This window comes from Halomonas sp. PA16-9, assembly GCF_009728585.1.
Lineage (GTDB): Bacteria > Pseudomonadota > Gammaproteobacteria > Pseudomonadales > Halomonadaceae > Vreelandella > Vreelandella titanicae.
This window is the reverse complement of sequence record NZ_CP040451.1, coordinates 2019971-2041560: the sequence shown is the minus strand read 5'-3', so window position 1 is coordinate 2041560 and position 21590 is coordinate 2019971. Positions and strand designations below refer to the sequence as shown.

At 55.9% G+C, this 21590-nt stretch carries 15 protein-coding genes and 4 pseudogenes; 4 read left to right on the top strand and 15 right to left on the bottom strand.

Annotated elements, in window-relative coordinates:
* Window positions 1-22: 22 nt before the first annotated feature.
* Together FDY98_RS27585 and FDY98_RS09385 are read right to left on the bottom strand one after the other, a co-directional pair.
* The gene (locus tag FDY98_RS27585) at window positions 23-457 is read right to left on the bottom strand and encodes a ComEC/Rec2 family competence protein (RefSeq protein ID WP_340146443.1); all 435 of its coding nucleotides are present in this window, start codon (window positions 455-457) and stop codon (window positions 23-25) included.
* Window positions 423-2303 carry a DNA internalization-related competence protein ComEC/Rec2 gene (locus FDY98_RS09385; RefSeq protein ID WP_340146442.1) on the bottom strand — a complete coding sequence of 627 codons (1881 nt, stop codon included), beginning with the start codon at window positions 2301-2303 and terminating at the stop codon, window positions 423-425. Before FDY98_RS09385 ends, FDY98_RS27585 begins: the two co-directional genes overlap by 35 nt.
* A gap of 95 nt (window positions 2304-2398) precedes the next feature.
* Here FDY98_RS09385 and FDY98_RS09380 point away from each other — a divergent pair, with 95 nt between their 5' ends.
* Window positions 2399-2956, top strand: coding sequence for a DUF2062 domain-containing protein (locus tag FDY98_RS09380; protein ID WP_009286403.1), 558 nt, complete (start codon window positions 2399-2401; stop codon window positions 2954-2956).
* Between the two features lie 16 nt (window positions 2957-2972).
* Here FDY98_RS09380 and FDY98_RS09375 read toward each other — a convergent pair whose 3' ends face one another.
* Together FDY98_RS09375 and FDY98_RS09370 are read right to left on the bottom strand one after the other, a co-directional pair.
* Window positions 2973-3686 (bottom strand): ABC transporter ATP-binding protein, encoded by a 714-nt coding sequence (locus FDY98_RS09375; protein ID WP_022523890.1) that lies wholly within the window; start codon window positions 3684-3686, stop codon window positions 2973-2975.
* Between the two features lie 25 nt (window positions 3687-3711).
* On the bottom strand, window positions 3712-4953 hold the full coding sequence (locus FDY98_RS09370; protein ID WP_022523891.1) for a lipoprotein-releasing ABC transporter permease subunit: 1242 nt from the start codon (window positions 4951-4953) through the stop codon (window positions 3712-3714).
* A 178-nt stretch (window positions 4954-5131) separates the two neighbouring features.
* On the opposite strand from FDY98_RS09370, the gene FDY98_RS09365 reads away from it, so the two are divergent.
* Both FDY98_RS09365 and FDY98_RS09360 read left to right on the top strand, forming a co-directional pair.
* Window positions 5132-6184 (top strand): agmatine deiminase family protein, encoded by a 1053-nt coding sequence (locus FDY98_RS09365; protein WP_035539174.1) that lies wholly within the window; start codon window positions 5132-5134, stop codon window positions 6182-6184.
* 10 nt (window positions 6185-6194) lie between these two features.
* Entirely contained in the window at window positions 6195-7097 is a 903-nt protein-coding gene (locus FDY98_RS09360) for a carbon-nitrogen hydrolase (RefSeq protein WP_022523893.1), read from the top strand.
* A gap of 114 nt (window positions 7098-7211) precedes the next feature.
* On the opposite strand, the pseudogene FDY98_RS09355 reads toward FDY98_RS09360, so the two are convergent.
* The 4 genes and pseudogenes from FDY98_RS09355 to FDY98_RS09340 all read right to left on the bottom strand — a co-directional run bounded on the left by FDY98_RS09355 (window position 7212) and on the right by FDY98_RS09340 (window position 12768).
* Window positions 7212-8167: pseudogene (locus FDY98_RS09355) on the bottom strand (Nudix family hydrolase).
* A gap of 121 nt (window positions 8168-8288) precedes the next feature.
* On the bottom strand, window positions 8289-9518 hold the full coding sequence (argJ, locus tag FDY98_RS09350; protein ID WP_027959100.1) for a bifunctional glutamate N-acetyltransferase/amino-acid acetyltransferase ArgJ: 1230 nt from the start codon (window positions 9516-9518) through the stop codon (window positions 8289-8291).
* Window positions 9519-9584: 66 nt separating this feature from the next.
* Window positions 9585-12316, bottom strand: a pseudogene (gene secA, locus FDY98_RS09345) (preprotein translocase subunit SecA).
* A 101-nt stretch (window positions 12317-12417) separates the two neighbouring features.
* Entirely contained in the window at window positions 12418-12768 is a 351-nt protein-coding gene (locus tag FDY98_RS09340) for a hypothetical protein (protein WP_027959098.1), read from the bottom strand.
* A gap of 110 nt (window positions 12769-12878) precedes the next feature.
* Here FDY98_RS09340 and FDY98_RS09335 point away from each other — a divergent pair, with 110 nt between their 5' ends.
* Window positions 12879-13340: a DUF721 domain-containing protein gene (locus FDY98_RS09335; protein WP_009286397.1), complete on the top strand. Its 462-nt coding sequence runs from the start codon at window positions 12879-12881 to the stop codon at window positions 13338-13340.
* 137 nt (window positions 13341-13477) lie between these two features.
* Here the strand turns inward: FDY98_RS09335 and lpxC are convergent.
* The 7 genes and pseudogenes from lpxC to murG all read right to left on the bottom strand — a co-directional run bounded on the left by lpxC (window position 13478) and on the right by murG (window position 21590).
* A pseudogene (lpxC, locus tag FDY98_RS09330) lies at window positions 13478-14390 on the bottom strand (UDP-3-O-acyl-N-acetylglucosamine deacetylase).
* A 134-nt stretch (window positions 14391-14524) separates the two neighbouring features.
* Window positions 14525-15700: pseudogene (ftsZ, locus tag FDY98_RS09325) on the bottom strand (cell division protein FtsZ).
* Window positions 15701-15734: 34 nt separating this feature from the next.
* Complete coding sequence (gene ftsA, locus FDY98_RS09320; protein WP_022523899.1) at window positions 15735-17024, bottom strand: cell division protein FtsA; 1290 nt, start codon at window positions 17022-17024, stop codon at window positions 15735-15737.
* 313 nt (window positions 17025-17337) lie between these two features.
* Entirely contained in the window at window positions 17338-18051 is a 714-nt protein-coding gene (locus FDY98_RS09315; RefSeq protein ID WP_009286395.1) for a cell division protein FtsQ/DivIB, read from the bottom strand.
* A 40-nt stretch (window positions 18052-18091) separates the two neighbouring features.
* Window positions 18092-19033, bottom strand: coding sequence for a D-alanine--D-alanine ligase (locus tag FDY98_RS09310; RefSeq protein ID WP_009286394.1), 942 nt, complete (start codon window positions 19031-19033; stop codon window positions 18092-18094).
* The gene (gene murC / locus FDY98_RS09305; protein WP_027959097.1) at window positions 19030-20475 is read right to left on the bottom strand and encodes a UDP-N-acetylmuramate--L-alanine ligase; all 1446 of its coding nucleotides are present in this window, start codon (window positions 20473-20475) and stop codon (window positions 19030-19032) included. The genes FDY98_RS09310 and murC overlap by 4 nt, the downstream gene beginning before the upstream one ends.
* A 17-nt stretch (window positions 20476-20492) precedes the next feature.
* Window positions 20493-21590 (bottom strand): undecaprenyldiphospho-muramoylpentapeptide beta-N-acetylglucosaminyltransferase, encoded by a 1098-nt coding sequence (gene murG / locus FDY98_RS09300; protein ID WP_083868698.1) that lies wholly within the window; start codon window positions 21588-21590, stop codon window positions 20493-20495.

The window sequence follows — 21590 nt, the reverse complement described above, 5'->3', positions numbered from 1 at the left end:
TTCTACCTGATGGCGACGCGCTTCAACACTGGTTGCGTCGCCCTGGCAATGGTCGCGTTGTTTCAACCTGGATGGGCTGGGCCGCTTTTAGCCAAAAACGCAGTGCGCCGTCATGCGCCGTGTTCCATAGACAGCTGCCCTGCTGGCGAAAACGGCGCACGACAGAATCTACCGGATGTTGAAACGCATTACTCCGCCCGGCGCTAAATATCACATGCTCAGGAGCGATGGAACGTACGAACTGGATACCCGAGCTGGTGCCGCTGCCATGGTGCCCTGCCACCAATACACTAACAGGCGGCTCCACCTCTCGCAGAAAGCGACGCTCTACCTCAGTGCTCACATCCCCCGTAATCAGCAGTCTCTGCTCACCAGCGCTCACCTCAAGTACGCAGGAGCGATCGTTGGCAGATAAATCGTTATCACCCGCGGGCGGCCAGAGAATACGGTAACTCACCCCCATCACGCTGCCATGTTTGACCACGCTGACAATCAATACCGGAAATTGGCAGCGCCTCACCTGCAGGAGCCATCCACTGTTTGACCCGATGATCGGCTAACAATGCGCTGATACCGCCCGCATGGTCATTATCAGCGTGGCTGACTAACACTTGATCAAACAACTGCCCCGGTGACCAAAGCGCCTCCAGAGGCATAAAACCACTACGAAAGCGAGGGCCGGTGTCGTAGAGCAGGCGATAATGCGCGCTGCGCAGTTCTATCAACTGCCCCTGCCCCACATCATGGACGCTGACTCTGAGCGCATTGGGGGGAATCGATGACGGAAGCGACCACCAGGGCAGCGCAACGATCAGCGCTGAGGCTGCCAGCCGTAAGCTTGGCAGCACGGCAGGTAGCCCCCAGCATAACGACAGTAGCAACAGTGCGAGGGAGAGCGGATACGTTAACGACCGATCAGGTTCCCATAGTGGCCAGTGCTGCACCACCAGCGTCAGCAACAGGTGGAAAACGCTTAGCGCCTGCTCAAACAGCCACCATACCGTCTCTCCCACCATGGGCAGAGGTGACAGCAGCCACCCCAGCAGTGCGGTCGGCACCATCACCGAGCTTACCCAGGGTACGGCGACTAAATTGATCAATGGAGCAGCGGGTGCCACTCGCCCAAAGGCCACCAATACGGCGGCGGCCATTAGCGGGGCTAGCAGCAGTTGCGATCTCACCAGCGCCCAGCACCAGCCCTTTATCCCTTGAGGGCGCCGCCGCCCCTGCCAAATAATAATCAGCCACGCCACTGCCACAAACGATAGCCACATCCCTGGACGCCATAGCGCTAGCGGATCGACAATAAGTACCAGCGCGAGTGCCAGCCACCAGCCCTGCCAAGCTCCCGGCGCATGCCGACCACTCAGCACCCACAGCCCGATCAATGTCATCACCATCGCCCGCATAGCCGGTGGCGCCATTCCGGCAAGGGTGGCGTAACTGACACAAGCTAGCGCTGCCAACCACCACGGCCAGGTGCGCATACGCCAGTTGGTGGGCGTTGCAAACCGAGCGACTGATTTGGCTAGCAGCAGTACAAATGAGGCCACCAGCCCGACATGCAAGCCTGAAATCACCACCAGATGCGTGGTTCCGGTAGCATTCAGCAGCGACCAGTCGTCTTGGGTAAGCTGTTCGCTATCGCCTAACGTCAACGCTGCCAGCCAACGTTTGGTTCGATCGTCGAGAGGCTGGCGGGCTAAAAAATCCAGCGCTAGCTGGCGCAACGAAGGGCCCGCAGAAGAAAGCCGAACCGGCGCTGGCTCCTGGCGCAAGTAGCCGGTGGCGTGGATTCCCTCACGCCACAGCCACTGCTCATAATTGAAGGCATCAGGATTGGCAAAGCCACTTGGGGGACGCAAACGAAGCGTCATTTGCCACTGCTCGCCGGGCCTAAAGCGAACATCGCTATAAGCGGTAATGCGCACCTTGGTGAGCGCGGAACAGCTGGGCCGTTGTATCAGACTAGTCGAAGAGCTTTGACACTGATCAACGCTTAACAGCAGGCGCGTGGCATTACCCACCGGTTGGGCGGTCAACACGGTTGCCTCAACAGCAAGATCTTCTCCGCTTAGCCCCGTCGGTAAGCGACTCCCCCACTCTTCTTGTACGCCAGTGAAGACCCAGGCGCCGATCAGCAGCCATATAGCAAATCGCGGGCACCGCCCCACTACCAGCAACGCGGCTACCAACACCCAGCCAAACGCATTTGGAGTCACCTCTGCGGTGTGGAAATACCAGGCAAAAATACCTCCTGCAAGTGCTGCAAGCGCCGCGGGCATGGCAACACCTAACCGCATAGAGCCCTCCAGCGAATGTTCATTAATGGCCTAGCATAGCCGAAGAGTGGCTCTATATGGATAATGAGCCACATCGATAGGCAAGAGTATCCGCCATGCCGCGCAGATTCCTGCAGCGCTACATGCCCAAACCCGACACTATCAGGAAACAGCGCTCGCTACGCTTTATTGCACCGCTGATTGCAGACCCGGGGTTGTGGCTTCTAACTCGCCGAAGCGTTGCCAATGCGTTTAGCGTGGGCGTGTTTTGCGCGATGCTGCCCATCCCCTTTCAGATGGTCGTTGCCGCGCTAGGCGCGCGCCTAACACGCTGCAATTTAGCCCTCTCGGTAGGCTTGGTATGGATTACTAATCCATTAACGATGCCGCTGATTTTTTACGGCAACTACTGGATTGGCACCTTTATCCTCGGCGCGCCCGTGCGGGAGGCCCCTTCGCGTATTTCAACGCACTGGATCGCCGAACAGATGCACGACATTATGCCGCCACTGATCGTCGGCTCGTTGGTAACAGCGATCATATTAGCCATCGTGGTCAATATTGGCATTCGCTTGATCTGGCGCTGGCACGTCTCCCATAACTGGAAACGCCGCCGCCAGATACGTCGGCAGCGGCGTGCGCAGATAGAAGCAGAATTTGACGATAAGGTTTAATGATTGAACCCGACGGTTAAAGCGCCGGCGCCTGCTCGACCAACTTACCCGCATCCAGTTTAAGCACGCGGTCTTGATGGGCCGCCAGGCTAACGTCATGGGTCACAATCACGAATGCACAGGCGCTCTCTTTGGCCAGTTCATCCATTAGTGCCAAAATAGTCGCCGCCGTGGTTTGATCCAGATTGCCCGTGGGCTCATCCATCAGCACCAAACTAGGATCGGTGACCAACGCACGGGCAATCGCCACGCGCTGGCGCTCCCCGCCGGAAAGCTCACCCGGCTTATGATCCGCCCGCGGCTGCATGCCTACCCGCTCGAGTATCTGCATGGCACGCTTCTCGGCCGCCTTTTTCGACTGACCGCGAATAATCAGCGGTAACGCCGCATTTTCGAGTGCAGTGAATTCCGCCAATAGATGGTGGAATTGATACACAAACCCGATGTAGCGGTTACGAAAGCTGCCAAGCGCCGCTTCATTCAGCCCTGATAGAGGCTCACCGGCGATAACGACGCTGCCTTCACTAGGGCGGTCAAGACCGCCCAGCAGGTTTAACAGCGTTGTCTTACCTGACCCCGAGCTGCCGACGATGGCCACCCGTTCCCCGGCGCGCACCTGCAAATTGAGCTTATCCAGTACCGTCAGATCCTGGGGGCCTTCGCTGTAGGTTCGTGTCAGCGTCTGGCAATCGAGCATGACGGCAGCTTCTTGCCCTGTATTTATCGACATCGTGTCATCCTTATTCCTGAAGCCATTATTCATAGCGCAACACATCCGCCGGCTGAACTTTTGCCGCCCGCCAAGCGGGATAAAGTGTCGACAGGAACGTCAGACCAAAGGCGGCCAATACGATACGACTGACATCATTCCACTGCAGGCGTGAAGGCAGGTCGCTAATGAAATAGACCCCAGCATCCAGGAACTGAATCCCCAGCGTTCCTTCCACCCAGCCAATCAGATCCGCAATGGTCAGCGCCAGCAGCACACCCACGGCCACCCCAACAGCGATACCAATCAGCCCGATGGCCATGCCCTGAACAATAAAAATCCCCATAATCGAGCTCGGTTTAGCACCGATCGTCCGCAGAATGGCGATATCCGCGCGCTTATCGGTCACCACCATAACCAGCGTAGAGACGATGTTGAAAGCTGCCACGGCGATAATCACGGTTAACAGCAGCGCGATCATGCGCTTTTCCATCTGTATCGCCTGGAAAAGATTGCCTTGAGAGAACGTCCAGTCGCTGCCCCGATACTCCGGGCCAAGCTCATTGAGAATCGCTTGGGTCTCGCTACTGGCGGCAAACAGATCATCCAGCTGTAGACGCAGCCCGCCAACCGCATCACCCAGGCGCGCAAGGGTCTGCATATCTTCAATATTGGCGTAGGCCAAATTAGCGTCTAGTTCGGCACCGACGCTAAAAATACCGCTAACGGTAAAGCGTTTTAAGCGTGGAAAGACCCCGGCGGGGGTAATTGATGCTTCGGGTACCAGCAGCGTTACTCGATCCCCCACGCCAACGCCCAAGTTGCGCGCCAGCATTGAGCCCAGCACCACATGCCACTCTCCGGGAACCAGATCGGTCAATTCACCTTGGCGCATGTGCTCACCAATAATTGACACTCGGTCTTCCCATTCCGGGTTGATGCCATTGACCATGGCTCCCTGATTACGCCCGCCCACGGAGAACATACCTTGTTGCTCAACGTAGGGCGCCGCACCAATGACCCGCTCCCTTTGCATAAGCTCTTCAGCCAGAGCCTGCCATTCAACCATGCCCTCCCGGGACTCAATTTTAGCGTGGGGCACCATGCCTAAAATACGTGTGCGCAGCTCATGGTCGAAGCCGTTCATCACCGACAGCACCAAAATAAGTACGGCGACCCCCAGCATTAGCCCCAACATCGAGGTGAGCGAAATAAACGAAATAAAGTGGTTCCGGCGTTTAGCGCGCACGTAGCGCAGCCCCACCAGAAAAGGCAAACGATCAAGCATGGCGTCATTCCTTATCAATAAGCGCTCATGGTACGGTTTTTTTAGTCTCTCTGCATGTTCAAACGGCCATTAGAGCGGCCTTCGCCGTGAGCGTTCATAATAAAAACGTTACGCTTGCAACTTGCCCCGCCACACCCTACATTGCGCCGATTTACTGCTGACAGTGGGCTGCGCTTTTATGACGTATCGTTTGCTACCCGAATGGTATCCCCAAGATGGGATACAACTGACCTGGCCACGCCCAGACGGCGATTGGGCGCCTCTGCTTGCGCGCATCGAAGCCACCCTCGAACGTATCGTGATGGCCACCGCACGCTATCAGCGCGTGCTTATTTGCGTACCAGACGAACTAACCAAACAGCGCCTGGCCGATACTTTTCACGCCTACGCTGTGCCCGCTGAACGCCTGCAGCTTATTGTCGCACCCACCGACGATACCTGGGCGCGGGATCATGGCCCGATCAGCGTGGTCGATGAAGATGGCCAATGTGTCTTGCTCGACTACACGTTCACCGGCTGGGGTGGAAAATTTCCCGCCGAACGCGATAACTTGCTCACCCAGTGGCTTGCCGATGCGGGCGCCTGGGCCTGCCCGGTGGCCTCGCGGAATCTGGTACTGGAAGGCGGCGGTATAGAAACTGACGGCGAAGGCACCCTGCTCACCACCGAAGCATGCCTGCTTAACCCCAACCGTAACCCCACGCTATCCCGAGCAGAGGTAGAAGCGCAGCTTAGCGACGACTTCGGCGTTGACCGTGTGCTGTGGCTGGCCAACGGCCATTTAGAAGGCGACGATACCGACAGCCATATTGATACCCTGGCACGCTTCTGCAACCCAACCACCATCGCCTATGTGCGTTGTGACGATCCCCACGACCCGCACTACGCGGCCTTGGCGGCGATGGAGCAAGAACTGCAGTCTTTCCGGCAACGCAATGGTGAACCCTACCGGCTTGTTCCACTGCCCTGGCCCCAAGCCTGCTTTGACCCGGAAGATGGCCACCGCCTGCCCGCCACCTACGCAAATTTCCTGATCATCAATCAGGCCGTACTGGTGCCTACCTACGGCGACCCGGCGGATGTCACTGCACTGAACGCGCTAGCGGTTGCTTTTCCTGAGCACACGCTAATTCCGATTGAGTGCGTAAGCGTTATTCGCCAACATGGCAGCCTGCACTGTTTAACCATGCAGCTTCCACAAGGCACGCTTGCCACGACCGCTATTTGCTAAAGGAGTCACCATGTCGACAACGCTAACCGTCGCTGTTGTGCAGCAACCCGCGTGGCCGGACAAAGCCCAAAGCCTGTCAGCAAGCGAAGAAGGTATCCGTAGCGCCGCTAAACAAGGCGCGCAGTTGGTACTGCTACAAGAACTGCACGCCACCCACTACTTCTGCCAATTTGAAGACCCTGCCCTGTTTGATCTAGCGGAACCGCTGGATGGCCCTACCGGCCAGCGCCTGGCGGCGCTCGCTAAAGAGTTGAATATTGTGCTGGTTGGGTCGCTATTTGAACGCCGCGCTCCAGGGCTATACCACAATACTGCGGTGGTCTATGACCGCGCCAAGGGCCGGGTAGGTCAGTATCGTAAGATGCACATTCCCGATGATCCCGGGTTTTATGAGAAGTTTTACTTCACGCCGGGTGATCATGACAGCACCCGCGGAGAAGGCTTTACTCCGATCGAAACATCCGTGGGCCGTCTCGGCGTCTTGGTCTGCTGGGATCAGTGGTACCCCGAAGCCGCCCGTCTTATGGCGCTAGCCGGTGCCGATTTACTGCTCTACCCCACGGCGATCGGCTGGGATCCCAATGACGACGGGGAAGAAAAGAGCCGCCAAAAAGATGCCTGGACAGTGATTCAGCGCGCCCACGGTGTCGCCAACGGCTTGCCGGTTCTCGTCGCCAACCGGGTTGGCTTTGAGGCGGATCATTCTGGGGTGGGAGACGGCATTCAGTTTTGGGGCGGCAGCTTCGTCTGCGGACCACAAGGTGAACTATTGGCCCATGCGGGGGAAGAGACTGAACAGTTAGTCGTTCAGCTGGATATGGCGCGCAGTGAAAATACCCGCCGCATCTGGCCCTATCTGCGCGATCGTCGTGTGGACGCTTATGGGGATCTGACTCGCCGCTACCGCGACTAGTAGGCTTGGCCTTAGTCTTAAAGATGAAAACGTAAAAACGCCTGCCTTGGCTAAATACCGAGGCAGGCGTTTTTCATTATATAACGCTCTTTTTATGCGTTCTGGCTTGGCGTGTTATTTCCAGAAATCGCGGATCGATGCGATTCCTTGAGCGCCCACGGCACGGGCATGATTGGCATCAAAGCGCGTCATGCCACCCAGTGCGAATACCGGCATGCCTGCGCGCTCTACCAACTGCTGGAAATCATGCCAGCCGAGCGGGAATACTTCCGGGTGTGACGGTGTGGTGCGCAGCGGCGATAAGCTAACAAAGTCGCAGCCTAACACCGCCGCCTGGGTAAGCTGGGTTTGGTTGTGTGTTGATGCGGACAGCCACTTGCTTTCGGCAATCGGACGACGCTCGAGCTGCATCAAACGCTCGCTGGTCAAATGAATGCCATCGGCGTCAATGTGATCAAGCAGCGTCGGCTCACCATTGAGCAGCAGTCGCGCGCCGTGCTTACGACACAGGCTCAAGGCACGCTGGGCACGAGCCAGATAAGCCGCTTCATCCAACTGCTTGGCGCGCAGTTGTACCAGGCGAATTTTGTCTTCACGCAGCGCGCGTTCCAAAAACGCATCGAAACGCGCCTCATCCAACTCTTCCCCGGTAATTAAATACTCGGTAGGCAACCTTACCGCTCGCAGAATCGGCAAATTAGCCGCCGGGAAGGGTAGTTGGAGAGCTCGCTCATGGGCACCCAGCGCACCGCCTGCCCTTCACGACCAAAGGGCTCGCCAGCAAACTCATGCACTTGCCATACATCGAGCAAGATATGCTTGTCGGGGTACTCATGGTGGACGCGAATCAACGGCTGGGCACAAACAATCTCAACGCCTAGCTCTTCGTGCAGTTCACGCTTTAACCCTTCAAGACCTGTTTCATAAGGGGCCAGTTTGCCGCCTGGAAACTCCCAAAGCCCGCCATGATCTACGTTTGATGGCCGACGAGCGATCAGTACTTGCTGTTGATCGGCGCTGATAATCGCTGCCGCCGCGACGTGAACCCGTCGTTTTACCTTTATGCTCATAGACTCATATACTCGTTACGTCTTTATCCACTGCGTGCACCAATGCTAAAGGCATCGGTGCTATATCGCTGCGTGTGCCCACTACCCCTGCCAACCAACGCCCCACACAGGGGGAGACTGACTAGCTGCGGTAATCCGCGTTAATAGACACATAGTCATGGGAGAGGTCGGAGGTCCATACCGTGGCACTTTCCTCGCCGCGCCCCAAGTTAATGCGAATGGTAATTTCTGACTCGGCCATGACGGCGCTTCCTGCCGCTTCGGTATAGCCTGCAGCACGCCCGCCATTTTCAACTAGACGTACATCGCCTAAATCAATCACCACACGGTTGACATCAAAGTCGCTTACAGGCGCTCGTCCTACCGCGGCCAAAATACGCCCCCAATTAGCATCTGAAGCGTAAAGCGCTGTTTTGACTAGCGGTGAGTGCGCAACAGTAAAGGCCACATCGAGCGCCTCTTGACGACTTTTCGCTTCGTCGACCTGAAGGGTAACGAATTTGGTTGCGCCCTCGGCGTCGCGAATAATCGCCTGCGCCAGCTCGGTCATTACCCGCTGCAAGGCGTTGCTGAAAACGGCAATCTGCTCATCATCGGCAATGCGGGGGCCTGTGCCGGTCGCTGCCAACATACAAGCGTCATTGGTAGAGGTATCGCTATCCACCGTGATGCAGTTAAACGAGCGATCGACGGTTTCACGCAGTAGCCGATCCAGCAGCGGTGCTTCGATAGTTGCATCGGTCACCACAAAGCCCAGCATGGTCGCCATATTGGGCTTGATCATGCCAGACCCTTTCGTGATGCCGTTAATCGTTACCTGCTGATTGCCTATTTCAACCGTGACACTGGCGCCTTTGGCACGAGTATCGGTGGTTAAAATACCTTGGCCTGCGTGTTCCCAGGCAACACTGTCGCTGGCCATGCTTTCAAGTGCCGGTGCCAATCCCGCTAGCAGACGCTCCATCGGCAGCGGCTCGCCAATTACGCCGGTTGAAAACGGCAGCACGTCCTGCGACGACACACCGGCTTGTTTAGCCAGTTCTGCACAGCTAGCCCTGGCATCCCGCAAACCTGCTTCACCCGTACCTGCGTTAGCATTGCCAGTGTTGATCAGCCAAAAGCGTGGCGAACGGTGTTCTGCCCGGCACTGCTCGAGGTGTTGCTTGGCCACCAAAACGGGCGCTGCGCAGAACGCATTACGGGTAAAGACCCCAGACACCGTCACGGTCTCGGGCAGTTCAATCACCACTACATCACGACGATCCGGCTTTTTGATACCCGCCATTGCAACCCCCAGGCGCACCCCTTTTAGGGGTGGCAACTCTGGAAAGGGAGTGTTTCCAACCGCCATGATTTTCTCCTTTAGACAAAGACCGTTTCACAGACCGTCTCAAAAACGGTCTCAAAACGGGCGCCGTTAGCTTAGTTTTCCACAGCACTGCTTGTACTTTTTACCCGAGCCACAAAAACACGGGTCGTTGCGGCCCACTTTCGGGCCTTCGCGACGCACAGGGCGGCCATCAACACCAGGCGCTTCCTGCTCAGTTTCGGGCTGCTCCTGGGTCGGGGTGTCATGACGGCTTGCCGCCGTGGCGGTTTCCCGCGCCAGCGCTTCGCGGCGCTGTTGCTCAAGGGCGTCTACTTCCTCGGGCTGACGAACCTGTACGTGGCTCAGAATACGCGTCACATCGGCTTTAATGTGCTCTAACAGCTGCTGGAAGAGTTCAAAGGATTCACGCTTGTACTCTTGCTTGGGGTTTTTCTGAGCATAGCCACGTAGGTGGATACCGCGACGCAAATGATCCATCGACTGAAGGTGTTCTTTCCAACGCGTGTCCAGCACTTGCAGCATGACCTGCTTCTCAAAGCGACGAATCAGCTTCTCGCCAGCCGCCTCGATTTTGGCTGCATAGGCCTCGCGGTGCATAGTCTGCAGCCGTTCACGCAACTGCTCTTCACTAAAGCGATCATCTTCGGCGGCCCATTTAACCACCGGTGCGTCAAGGTTGAACTCCGTCTTCAAGTGCGCTTCCAAGCCGGGCAGATCCCACTGCTCGGGCAGGCTTTGGGGCGGCACGTAGTCGCTGATGGCCGTCTCCATCACCTCTTCGCGGATACCAATAACGGCATCAGCCACATCGTCCGCGGCCAGAATCTCATTGCGCTGGTCGTAGATCACCCGGCGCTGATCGTTGGCAACGTCGTCGTACTCAAGTAGCTGCTTACGAATATCGAAGTTACGCCCTTCGACTTTCTTCTGGGCACGCTCAACGGCGTTAGAGACCATCTTATGCTCAATGGCTTCGCCATGCTCAAGCCCCAATGCCTGCATCAAGCGTTTGACGCGGTCAGAGCCGAACAGGCGCATCAGGCTATCTTCAAGCGACAAGAAGAAGCGCGTTGAGCCGGGGTCACCCTGGCGTCCGGCACGGCCACGCAGCTGGTTATCGATACGCCGGGACTCGTGGCGTTCAGAGCCCACCACATGCAGGCCGCCAGCGGCGAGCACACCATCATGGCGCGCTTGCCACTCGACTTTTAACGCCTCAACCTGTTCTTGGCTAGGGTTTTGCAGCTTGGCGACTTCGGCCTCCCAGTTACCGCCTAGAACGATATCGGTGCCACGACCGGCCATGTTAGTGGCGATCGTAATCGCCCCTGGGCGGCCTGCCTGAGCAATGATCTCCGCTTCACTCTGGTGCTGCTTGGCGTTAAGCACATTGAACGTAAGGCCCGCCTCGCGCATCAGCTTGGCAAGGTACTCGGATGTCTCAATAGAAGCCGTACCCACCAGCACTGGACGCCCGGCTTCGGTCTCGGTTTTGACATCTTTGATGATCGCTTCGTACTTCTCTTCAGCGCTCAAATAAACCAGATCGTTGAGGTCTTTACGGGCCAGTGGCCGATTGGTGGGAATCACCACCACGTCGAGGCCGTAAATTTGCCGAAACTCAAAGGCTTCAGTATCCGCCGTACCGGTCATCCCGGCGAGTTTTTCATACAGACGGAAGTAGTTCTGGAACGTCGTTGAGGCTAGCGTTTGGCTTTCGCGCTGCACCGTGACGCCCTCTTTGGCCTCGACGGCTTGGTGCAACCCTTCCGACCAGCGGCGCCCGGGCATAGAGCGGCCGGTGTGCTCGTCGACGATCACCACCTGACCTTCAGAGATGATGTAGTCGACATCACGGTTATAGAGATGGCGGGCGCGCAGCGCCGAGTGCATATGCTGAAGCAAGTTAAGGTTTTGCGCGGCATACAGCGACTCGTCATCGCCCAATAAACCTTCAGCGCGCATCAGCTCTTCAACTTTATTATGCCCCTGCTCGGTTAACTCTACCTGCTTCTGCTTCTCATCGACCAAGAAGTCACCAACAACCGTGGCTTCCTCATCTTCAATCTCTTCGCCTTTTTCAAGCTGCTGGGCAAGTTGATTGACGACTTTATAGAGGTCGGTATTCTCATCGACCGCGCCGGAAATAATCAGCGGCGTACGCGCTTCATCGATAAGAATCGAGTCAACCTCATCGACAATCGCATAGTGCAGGCCACGCTGAACTTTATCTTCTAACGAGAACGCCATGTTATCGCGTAGATAATCGAAGCCGAACTCGTTGTTGGTGCCATAGGTAATATCACACTGGTACGCATGACGCTTCTCTTCGCCTGTCTGGCCGAGAAAATGACGCCAATGGTAAGGCCCAGAAATTCATACAGCGGACGCATCCACTCAGCATCACGGCGAGCCAGGTAGTCGTTCACCGTGACCACGTGCACCCCTTTACCCGGCAATGCATTCAGGTACACCGCCAGCGTCGCCACCAGCGTTTTACCCTCACCGGTTTTCATTTCAGCGATGCGGCCACGGTGCAGGGTCATGCCGCCTACCATCTGCACATCGAAGTGACGCATGCCCATAACGCGCTTACTGGCTTCTCGTACGATCGCAAAGGCGGGCGCTAACAGCGAATCAAGCGACTCACCGGCTTCTAAGCGCTGGCGCAGCTCGGCGGTTTTACCTTGCAGTTCAGCATCGCTAATCGCCTCAAGCTCTGCTTCTAATGCGTTAATCTGCGGCACCTTCTTGTGCATGCGTTTGACATCGCGGTCGTTTTTAGAGCCCACGACTTTTCGTAATAAATTATTAAGCATGAAATATCCAAGTATTCACGAGCGTCCCAGCGGACATTGCCCTTTCAATGCATGCTGTTTATCTCTAGAGCATGCACAAAGTAGATGTATTATCGACAGACTTAGCGGGAAGGCGGGCCGCGCTGGGTCAAGACATCCCGGGCGGCGACCAGCATAGCCATCGGGGCTAGCCAGTGACATAGACGCCGAACAGGCGCAAAGCGCTGGGGGCTTTGAGCAAAACGTTGCAGCGCGCGCCGACGCCTGGCCACCCAGTGGGACTGGGCGCGTAAAATCGCGGGCACCCAGAAACAGATCGTGACGCTACGCTCACCGCCGCGGAATGCATCTGCAGGGCCTAAACTGGCGGGTAAAAGGCAACTCACCAACAGACCGGCCAGCCACCAACGCGCTAAACCGTAACGGCGATGGCGCCGCGGCAAAGCTGATTGAACATCAAGCGTAGGTGACATGCTGTAGACCGGCTCCTGAGCGTGGTAGAGTTTACTAATCAGCCATCGGCGAAGGTGGCCGACGTCATTAGTAGCGGTGCCTAAACAGCAGCACCCTAGGAATTAAGCGTATGAGTATAAAGGTTAAGCGTTCTCGCGCACAGCCCATCGCCCGTCTGCTCTCCAAGTCGGGTGATATTAATCAGTTAATGCGCCTATCTCGTCTCATCGATCAGGCCCAGCGACACTTGCGCGCCCACTTGCCCGAAGAGATGCGCGAACATATTTTTGTGGGTGGCTTTAGCGAAGGTCGTTTAACCCTGATTAGCGGTCAGGCGAGCTGGCTGACGTGGTTACGCTTCGAACAGCGGCGCTTATTGGAACTGCTCCATCAACTGCCTGGCTTTGAAGGAGTCAGCGGCTTTACCTTTAAGGTACGCCCTGTACGCCCTATTGTGGCACCAAAGCGTAACACGCGTAGTCTGTCGGCCGACGCGGGCAAAACCCTTTCCGAGTGCGCTGAAGATACTACCAATCCAGCGCTAAAACGTGCCTTGGAACGGCTTGCATCTCATGCTCGGCCAGCCAAGTAACGCTCACACCATTTTCTCTTCCCATCAGGCTTAGTGCCTTATCGCCACACTCTTAAAAGCATAAAGCACCGCCTAAGCGATGCTTTATGAATCAAAAAGTAAAAAAGCGCTAATATAAAAAGCGAAGCCTAGCTACATCACGCCATTGCAGGTGCGGCATAAGAGATCGGCGCAACCGCCTTTTCCTCTTCAAAGGTGACAATTTCATAGGCATCGGGCTGCGCCATCAATTCGCGGCAGAGCTGATTATTGAGTGCGTGGCCAGATTTCACCCCACGGAACTCGCCGATCAGGCTATAACCCAGCTGGTACAAGTCACCGATAGCATCCAATACTTTGTGCTTAACAAACTCATCTTCGTAGCGCAGGCCGCCTTCATTAACGATGCGGTAATCATCCACCACAATGGCGTTGTCTAGACTTCCGCCTAGCGCCAGATTGTTAGAGCGTAAGAACTCTAAGTCACGCATAAATCCAAAAGTACGTGCACGGGAAACTTCTTTAACGAAGGACGTGGTCGAGAAATCGATCAACGCGGTCTGTTTCTGCTGCTCAAAAACAGGATGATCAAAGTCGATTGCAAAGGAGACTTTGAACCCTTGATGGGGTAAGAACACCGCTTCTTTATCGCCATCGGTCACCGCTACACGGTGCTTGATGCGAATGAATTTCTTCGCAGCATCCTGCTCTAAAATTCCCGCTGATTGGATTAAAAACACAAATGGACTCGCACTGCCGTCCATAATAGGCACTTCAGGTTCACTAACATCCACATAGGCGTTATCGATACCCAACCCAGCAAAGGCCGACATCAGTGTGCTCAACGGTAGCTACCTTGACCCCGTTAAACACAAGAGCAGTACATAGCTTGGTATCTTCAACCAATTCTGCCCGTGCGGGAACGTGCGCAACGGGATCCAGATCGGTTCTAACAAACACAATCCCAGTATTGGCCGGCGCCGGACGCAGAGCTAAGTGGACTTTTTTGCCAGAATGCAGGCCCACTCCGGTGGCGCGAATGACGTTTTGTAGGGTGCGTTGTCTGATCATGGATAGTAGCCGAGCTCTAATGACGGTAATAACCGCAGGGGAAAAGTTATCAAACAGTGTTCACTTTAACAGCAAACGAGCGTTTTAGCCAATAAAACGCTCGCTCGCTGTTGCAATGAGCCTGATAGCGAGAATCAATCCGCCTGGCGGCGTAGAAACGGGGGATGTCCAGATAGTCATCGGCTTCGGAAGCGCGACGCTTTTCAGGACGCGGTTTTGCGGCCGCTTCGGGTGCTTCAGCGCGTGCTGTTGCCTGCTGACGCATTACCGTTGGCTGTTGCAACTTGCGGTAATCCGAGGACTCTGCAGCTGACCGACGGGCAGGCTCGCGCGCGGCCGCCTTAGGCTTTTGCCCGTCCAAGCCGGCGGCAACAACAGTGACACGCAGCTCGTCGGACATTTCCATATCAATGGAGGTGCCGACGACAATGGTGGCATCTGGAGACGCAAACTCCTGGACGGTAGCGCCTACATCGTTGAACTCGCCGATCGACAAATCGGGGCCTGCAGTAATGTTGACCAAGATACCGCGTGCGCCGTGAAGGTCGATATCTTCCAGCAGCGGGCTGCGGATCGCTTTCTCGGCGGCTTCGCGAGCACGATTTTCACCCGTGGCACCCACCGGTACCCATCATCGCCATGCCCATTTCAGACATAACGGTGCGCACATCAGCAAAATCGACGTTGATGATGCCCGGGCTAGTGATCAGTTCTGCGATACCTTGAACAGCCCCCAGCAGCACATCGTTCGCCGCACTAAAGGCCGTCAGTAGCGTGGCACTCTTGCCCAGCACAGAAAGCAATTTTTCGTTAGGAATAGTGATCAGCGAATCCACATGCTCAGAGAGCTCTTTCATGCCCTCTTCAGCAGCGCGCATACGCTTTGGCCCTTCAAAGGGGAAGGGGCGCGTCACTACCGCAACGGTGAGAATCCCCAGTTCCTTGGCGACCTGGGCAACCACCGGCGCACCCCCTGTGCCCGTACCACCGCCCATACCGGCAGTGATGAAGACCATATCGGCACCGACCAGCAATTCCGCAATGCGTTCGCGGTCTTCCATTGCGGCTTGGCGGCCCACGTCGGGATTGGCACCTGCGCCTAATCCTTTAGTGATTTCGCTACCCAATTGCAACACCGTCTTCGCTGCACAGCGTTTCAGCGCCTGGGCGTCCGTGTTGGCGCAGATAAACTCAACGCCTTCAATATTGCTTTCGACCATGTGGTTAACAGCATTGCCGCCACCGCCGCCAACGCCAACCACTTTGATGACCGCACTGCTCGAGGGTGCGTTATCTACCAATTCGAACATAAGCCCCGTCTCCTGAACCGCGCTTGCGGCCCTGTCAGAAATTTCCTTTGAACCAGCCTTTAATTCTTGCCAGCGCCGAATGGTCTTCCTTGATATCACGCCGGGCAAGCTCGTTACGGCCCTTATGGGCTGCAACCACTCCCCCGTGGCTTCTTAGACCTTGCCCATGACGCGTTTCCTGCAAGGCATAATGCAGCAGACCAACGCCCGTCGCATAAATGGGATTACAAACGACGTCCGCCAAACCTCTTACATTCTGCGGACATGCGATACGAACGGGCATATGGAAAATCTCTTCTGCCAATTCGCTAACCCCTTCCATGCGCGAGGTACCGCCGGTAAGCACTATCCCAGCAGCCACCATGTCTTCATAGCCACTACGGCGCAATTCGTCTCTCACTAGCGTAAATAGCTCTTCGTAGCGTGGTTCTACCACTTCAGCAAGCGCTTGGCGCGATAGATCACGCGCTGGACGATCACCTACGCTAGGTACTTTAATCATTTCATCGCTGGCGGCTAAATGGGTTAGCGCGCAAGCGTATTTAACTTTGATCTCTTCAGCGTGCTGCGTGGGTGTTCGCAACGCCATGGCGATATCGTTAGTGACTTGATCCCCGGCGATAGGAATCACCGCCGTATGGCGTATGGCGCCTTCGCTGAAAATAGCCATATCGGTGGTTCCACCACCAATGTCGACCATACAGACGCCCAGTTCACGCTCATCTTCAGTCAGCACGGCCATACTAGAGGCGAGCTGCTCTAAGATAATAGCATCAACTTCAAGACCGCAACGGCGCACACACTTCTCAATATTCTGCACCGCGTTTAATGCGGCTGTCACTAAGTGCACCTGTGCTTCCAAGCGCACACCGGACATGCCAAGCGGTTCACGAATGCCCCCCTGGGCATCAATCGAGAACTCTTGGGGCAGCACATGCAGCACTCGCTGGCCTTCAGAGATGGCACGCGCCCGCGCGGAGTCAATCACACGTTCAATATCGGAGGGCGTTACCTCACGCTCTTTAATAGCGACAACGCCATCCGAGTTCATTGAACTGATATGGCTGCCTGCCACGCCAACGTATACCGAGTGAATATCACAACCGGCCATTAATTCCGCTTCTTCAACGGCGCGCTGGATAGACTGCACAGTCGATTCAATATTGATCACTACGCCACGCTTCATGCCACGCGAAGGATGCGAACCAATACCTGCAATTTCAATTCCGCCGTCGTCGGTAGGTTGACCGACTATCGCGACGACCTTGGACGTTCCAATGTCCAGCCCGACCACCATATTGGATGCGTTGGGTGAGCCTGCCATGAGTCGGGAAATCTCCTTGCGTCATTGTTAAAAATAAATATAAATAGGGTGGCGCTTAATCTAACGCTTAACATTGAAAGCGTGCTACCCAAAATAATCAGTGCTGCTTTTCAGACAATCGCTAAGTACCAATAGTCGAAATTAAAAACTATTTAACCCGCTTCTGGCCCATAGTATAGAAACAATAGTCGCAATACGACTAGTACAAATCCACAATAATAGGCTTGGGTAGCAATTTAAAGCCGATTACTGGCTTTTTCAACGATGGCAACCACTCACTTTTACACCTTATTTGCATCAAGTAATAGAAGAGCTACTCATCTTGCACCGTAAATTCACTTTCTCCATGCCAAGCAACAGCAACACCGTTAGGGTAGCGCAGGTCAATATAACGAATCTGATCGCCAAGAGACGACAACTCACGCTGCCATGAAGCCGACAATCGTGCTAAGCGCACTTCATGCTGACGCCGACCTAACATCACCCAAGCGCCATCGTTTAATTGTAGCCGCCAGGCACCGCGCGGCTCTAAACGAAGTTGAGTAAGATTCAACGATAACTGTTCAAAGTGAAGTTTTAACCGGTGGTAATAATCCAGCACTTCTTCACTGCTTCCAGCAGGGCCAGCGAGATCGGGTAAACCTGCAGGTGGTGATAATGGCGCAAAAGCGAAAGGCTCACCTTCAGGGTTAAGCAAGAAGTCATCATTCCAGCGTGCGACAGGCTGCTGTTCAACCAGCTCAAACACCAGTGCATTCGGCCACTCACGGGAAATGCGCACTTCGTTTAACCAACCCACTTGCAGTGCACGGTCGCGTAATTCACCCAAATCAGCTGATAACCAGGTGGCATCAACCACCAGGGGCGCCAACTGAGTACGCAGGTAGTCAGCGCTGACGTACTCCCATTCACCGCGAATAGACACACGTTCAATAGGACGATCCAGCCACAGCCAAAGCGCCCGCCCGCCAGCTCCCATAAGTAGCGCCAGCAGGAGAATTCCCAACCAAGCGTTACGCTTTTTCATAAGGCACTTTTTAAAAAGGCGCTTTTAAACAGGTCATTACTCATGCTGTGAACTGCTCGCCTGCGGTATTGAGTATTCGTAACACTAGATCATCAAAGCTAATGCCCGCATGAGCCGCCGCTTGAGGTACCAAACTATGATCGGTCATACCTGGCACCGTATTGACTTCCAACAGCCAAAAACGCCCTTCACTATCACGCATGACATCAACCCGGCCCCAGCCGACTCCACCGATAGCGGCAAACGCCTGCTGGCAAAGCAATGCAAGCTCAGCCTCATGTTGCGCCGACAAACCGCAGGGCAAGTGATACTGGGTGGTATTAGCGATATATTTGGCCTCGTAGTCGTAGAAACCACCCGGTACTTCAACACGAATCGCCGGCAGCACCTGATCACCTAGCAGCGCAACGGTATACTCTTCACCCACCACAAAACGCTCTGCCATCACGCGGGCGTCGAACTGGGCCGCCTCGTGATAAGCCGCTTCAAGCGCTGCCTGGCTTTTTACAATGCTAATACCCAGCGTCGACCCCTCATGCACAGGCTTCACAATCAACGGCAAGCCAAGTTGCTCGACCACGGCGGACCACTCCGCCGTTGCCTCCAACATAATACTTTCCGGAGTGGGTAGCCCAACTGCGCTCCATACCTGCTTGGTGCGCTGCTTATCCATCCCCAGGGCCGAAGCAAGCACCCCGCTGCCGGTATAAGGAATGTCGAGCAGTTCTAGCGCGCCCTGTAGGGTGCCGTCTTCCCCGCCGCGGCCATGCAGAGCCACAAAGACAAGCGAAGGAGCCAGTCGTTCCAAGCCCACTAGGCCGTTGTCGCGGGGATCATAGCCGCAGGCGTTGACACCTTTACGCTGCAGCGCCGCAAGCACCGCCGACCCGCTTTTCAGCGACACCTCGCGTTCAGCAGAGGTGCCACCGTAAACGACAACGACTTTTTCAAGAGACTGGGGAGTTGCTACGTCAACACTCACAGATCCACCTCGTTCATCGCTAGCTGTGCCTGGGCCAGGCGCAGGGAGATCCCACCCACATCACCGGCACCCTGGGTTATTAAAATATCGCCTGGGCGCAATACGTTGGTTAACAGCGCAGGCAGTTCGTGTTTATGCTCGACAAATAGCGGGTCGACGTCACCACGCTGACGAATGGAGCCCGCCAAGGTTTTTCCTTCGGCACCAGGAATAACCGCTTCACCGGCACTGTAAACATCAAGCAGCACAAGCGTATCGACTTGAGAAAGCACCCTGACAAAATCTTCGTATAAATCGCGGGTACGGCTATAGCGATGGGGCTGATAAAGCATGACTAGGCGACGATCTGGCCAGCCTGCACGAATCGCCTGAATGACCATATCAACTTCACGAGGATGGTGGCCATAGTCATCCACCAGCATGATATCGCCGCCCCCTTGGGGTGCAGGGAAATGACCATGCACCTGAAAACGGCGACCAACACCGGCAAAACCTGCCAAACCGCTCAAAATAGCGCTATCGCTCACACCAGCATCGGTGGCTACCACAATTGCCGCCATGGCGTTTAGAGCATTGTGGCGCCCCGGCATAGCCAAACGGACATTTAACGGCGCAGCGCCACCAGGGCGTAGCGCCGTGAACGTCACTTCACCGCCACGCTGGGCAAAATCAACAATCCGGTAATCGGCATCGCTATCAAACCCATAGGTCACGAACTGCCGCTTCACCTGTTCACACAGCACGCGCACATGGGGGTCATCGATACACAGCACAGCCAAGCCATAAAACGGCAAGTTGTGTAGGAATTCGATAAAGGTACTTTTGAGCCGTTCAAAGTCGCCGCCATAGGTCGCCATATGGTCAGCATCGATATTGGTGACAACCGACACCATCGGCTGTAGATGCAAAAAGGAGGCGTCGGACTCATCGGCTTCGGCAACTAAATAGTCGCCCTCACCTAAGCGGGCATTGGCACCGGCACTGGTCAGCTTGCCACCAATCACAAAGGTGGGATCGAGCCCCCCTTCAGCCAGCAGTGTTGCCGTCAAGCTGGTCGTGGTGGTTTTACCATGAGTACCCGCCACGGCAATACCGTGACGAAAACGCATTAGTTCAGCGAGCATTTCAGCCCGGCGCACCACCGGCACGCGGTGCTCATGGGCCCAGCGTATTTCTGGATTGGTTTCATCAATGGCGCTCGACACCACCACCACATCAGCGCCCTCGACATTGGCCTCGGCATGCCCGATCGCTACACCAACACCGCATTGCCGCAGCCGCTCCACGACCGAAGAGGTTTTCGCATCACTACCGCTCACGGTGTAACCTTGATTCGCTAACACCTCGGCAATACCGCACATCCCTGCGCCACCAATGCCGACAAAATGGAGTCGCCGAATTCGGCGCATGCCGGGGCCAGCGGCAGAACGTGAGGGTGTCATGGTTTTGTCTGAATCGATCACGCAGAGTCTCCTAACGGCACCATCGCCAAACACCCTTCAGCCAAGCGCTTTGTGGCGTCTAAATGGGCGGCCTGACGTGCATTCGCCGCCATCGCAGCCAGGGTATTTGGGACGAGCAATTGATTTAAAAATTCACTTAACCGCTCAACGGTGAGCTCAGACTGAACCACGCACTTGGCCGCCCCCGCCTTGACGAGTACCTGGGCGTTGATCCGCTGATGGTCATCAACGGCAAAAGGAAACGGCACTAGCAGCGCTGGCTTGGCCGCGGCAGCCAACTCCGCGACAGTCAAGGCGCCTGAGCGACACACCACTAAGTCGGCCCACTCATAGGCAGCGGCCATATCGTCAATAAAGGGGCTAACCTCGGCGCTCACGCCGTGCTGCTGATAATTTTCAGCAGTGGTCTTTTCACGGTTTTTACCCGCCTGATGGCGCACCTGGGGGCGACGCTCAATGGGCAGAGCTGCCAGCGCGGGGGCCAGGCGCTCGTTAAGGGCGACAGCACCGAGCGACCCTCCCACCACCAGCAACCGCAGAGGCCTTGCAGAGAGGCTCTCAGCATCTCTTGGGGTATTCCCTAAGGCGGCGATATCGTCACGCACTGGATTGCCAATGACATCGGCACGCGCACCAAAGGCCTCGGGGAAAGCGGCATAGGTACGCTTGGCGAGTCGCGACAGCACGCGATTGGTCAGACCTGCCACGGCATTCTGCTCATGGATCACTAAAGGAACGCGCGTCAGCCAAGTGGCTAACCCGCCAGGACCACTGGCAAAGCCACCCAAGCCGACCACCACATGTGGCTTGAAGTCGCGAATAACCGCACGCGCCTGCAGTACCGCACGGCTCAGGTTTAGCGGTGCTTTTAGCCAGCCCGTCAAGCCATTGCCGCGCAGCCCGCTAATCGCAATTGTATGTAATTTAATGCCCGCTTCGGGCACCAGGCGGTTTTCAATTCCTCTAGGACTGCCCAACCACTCAACGTCGACCTGCTGCGCCTGCAAAGCGTTGGCGAGTGACAAGGCTGGGAACACGTGGCCGCCGGTGCCCCCCGCCATAATCAGTACTCGTCGGCTAACGTTAGTCGTCAC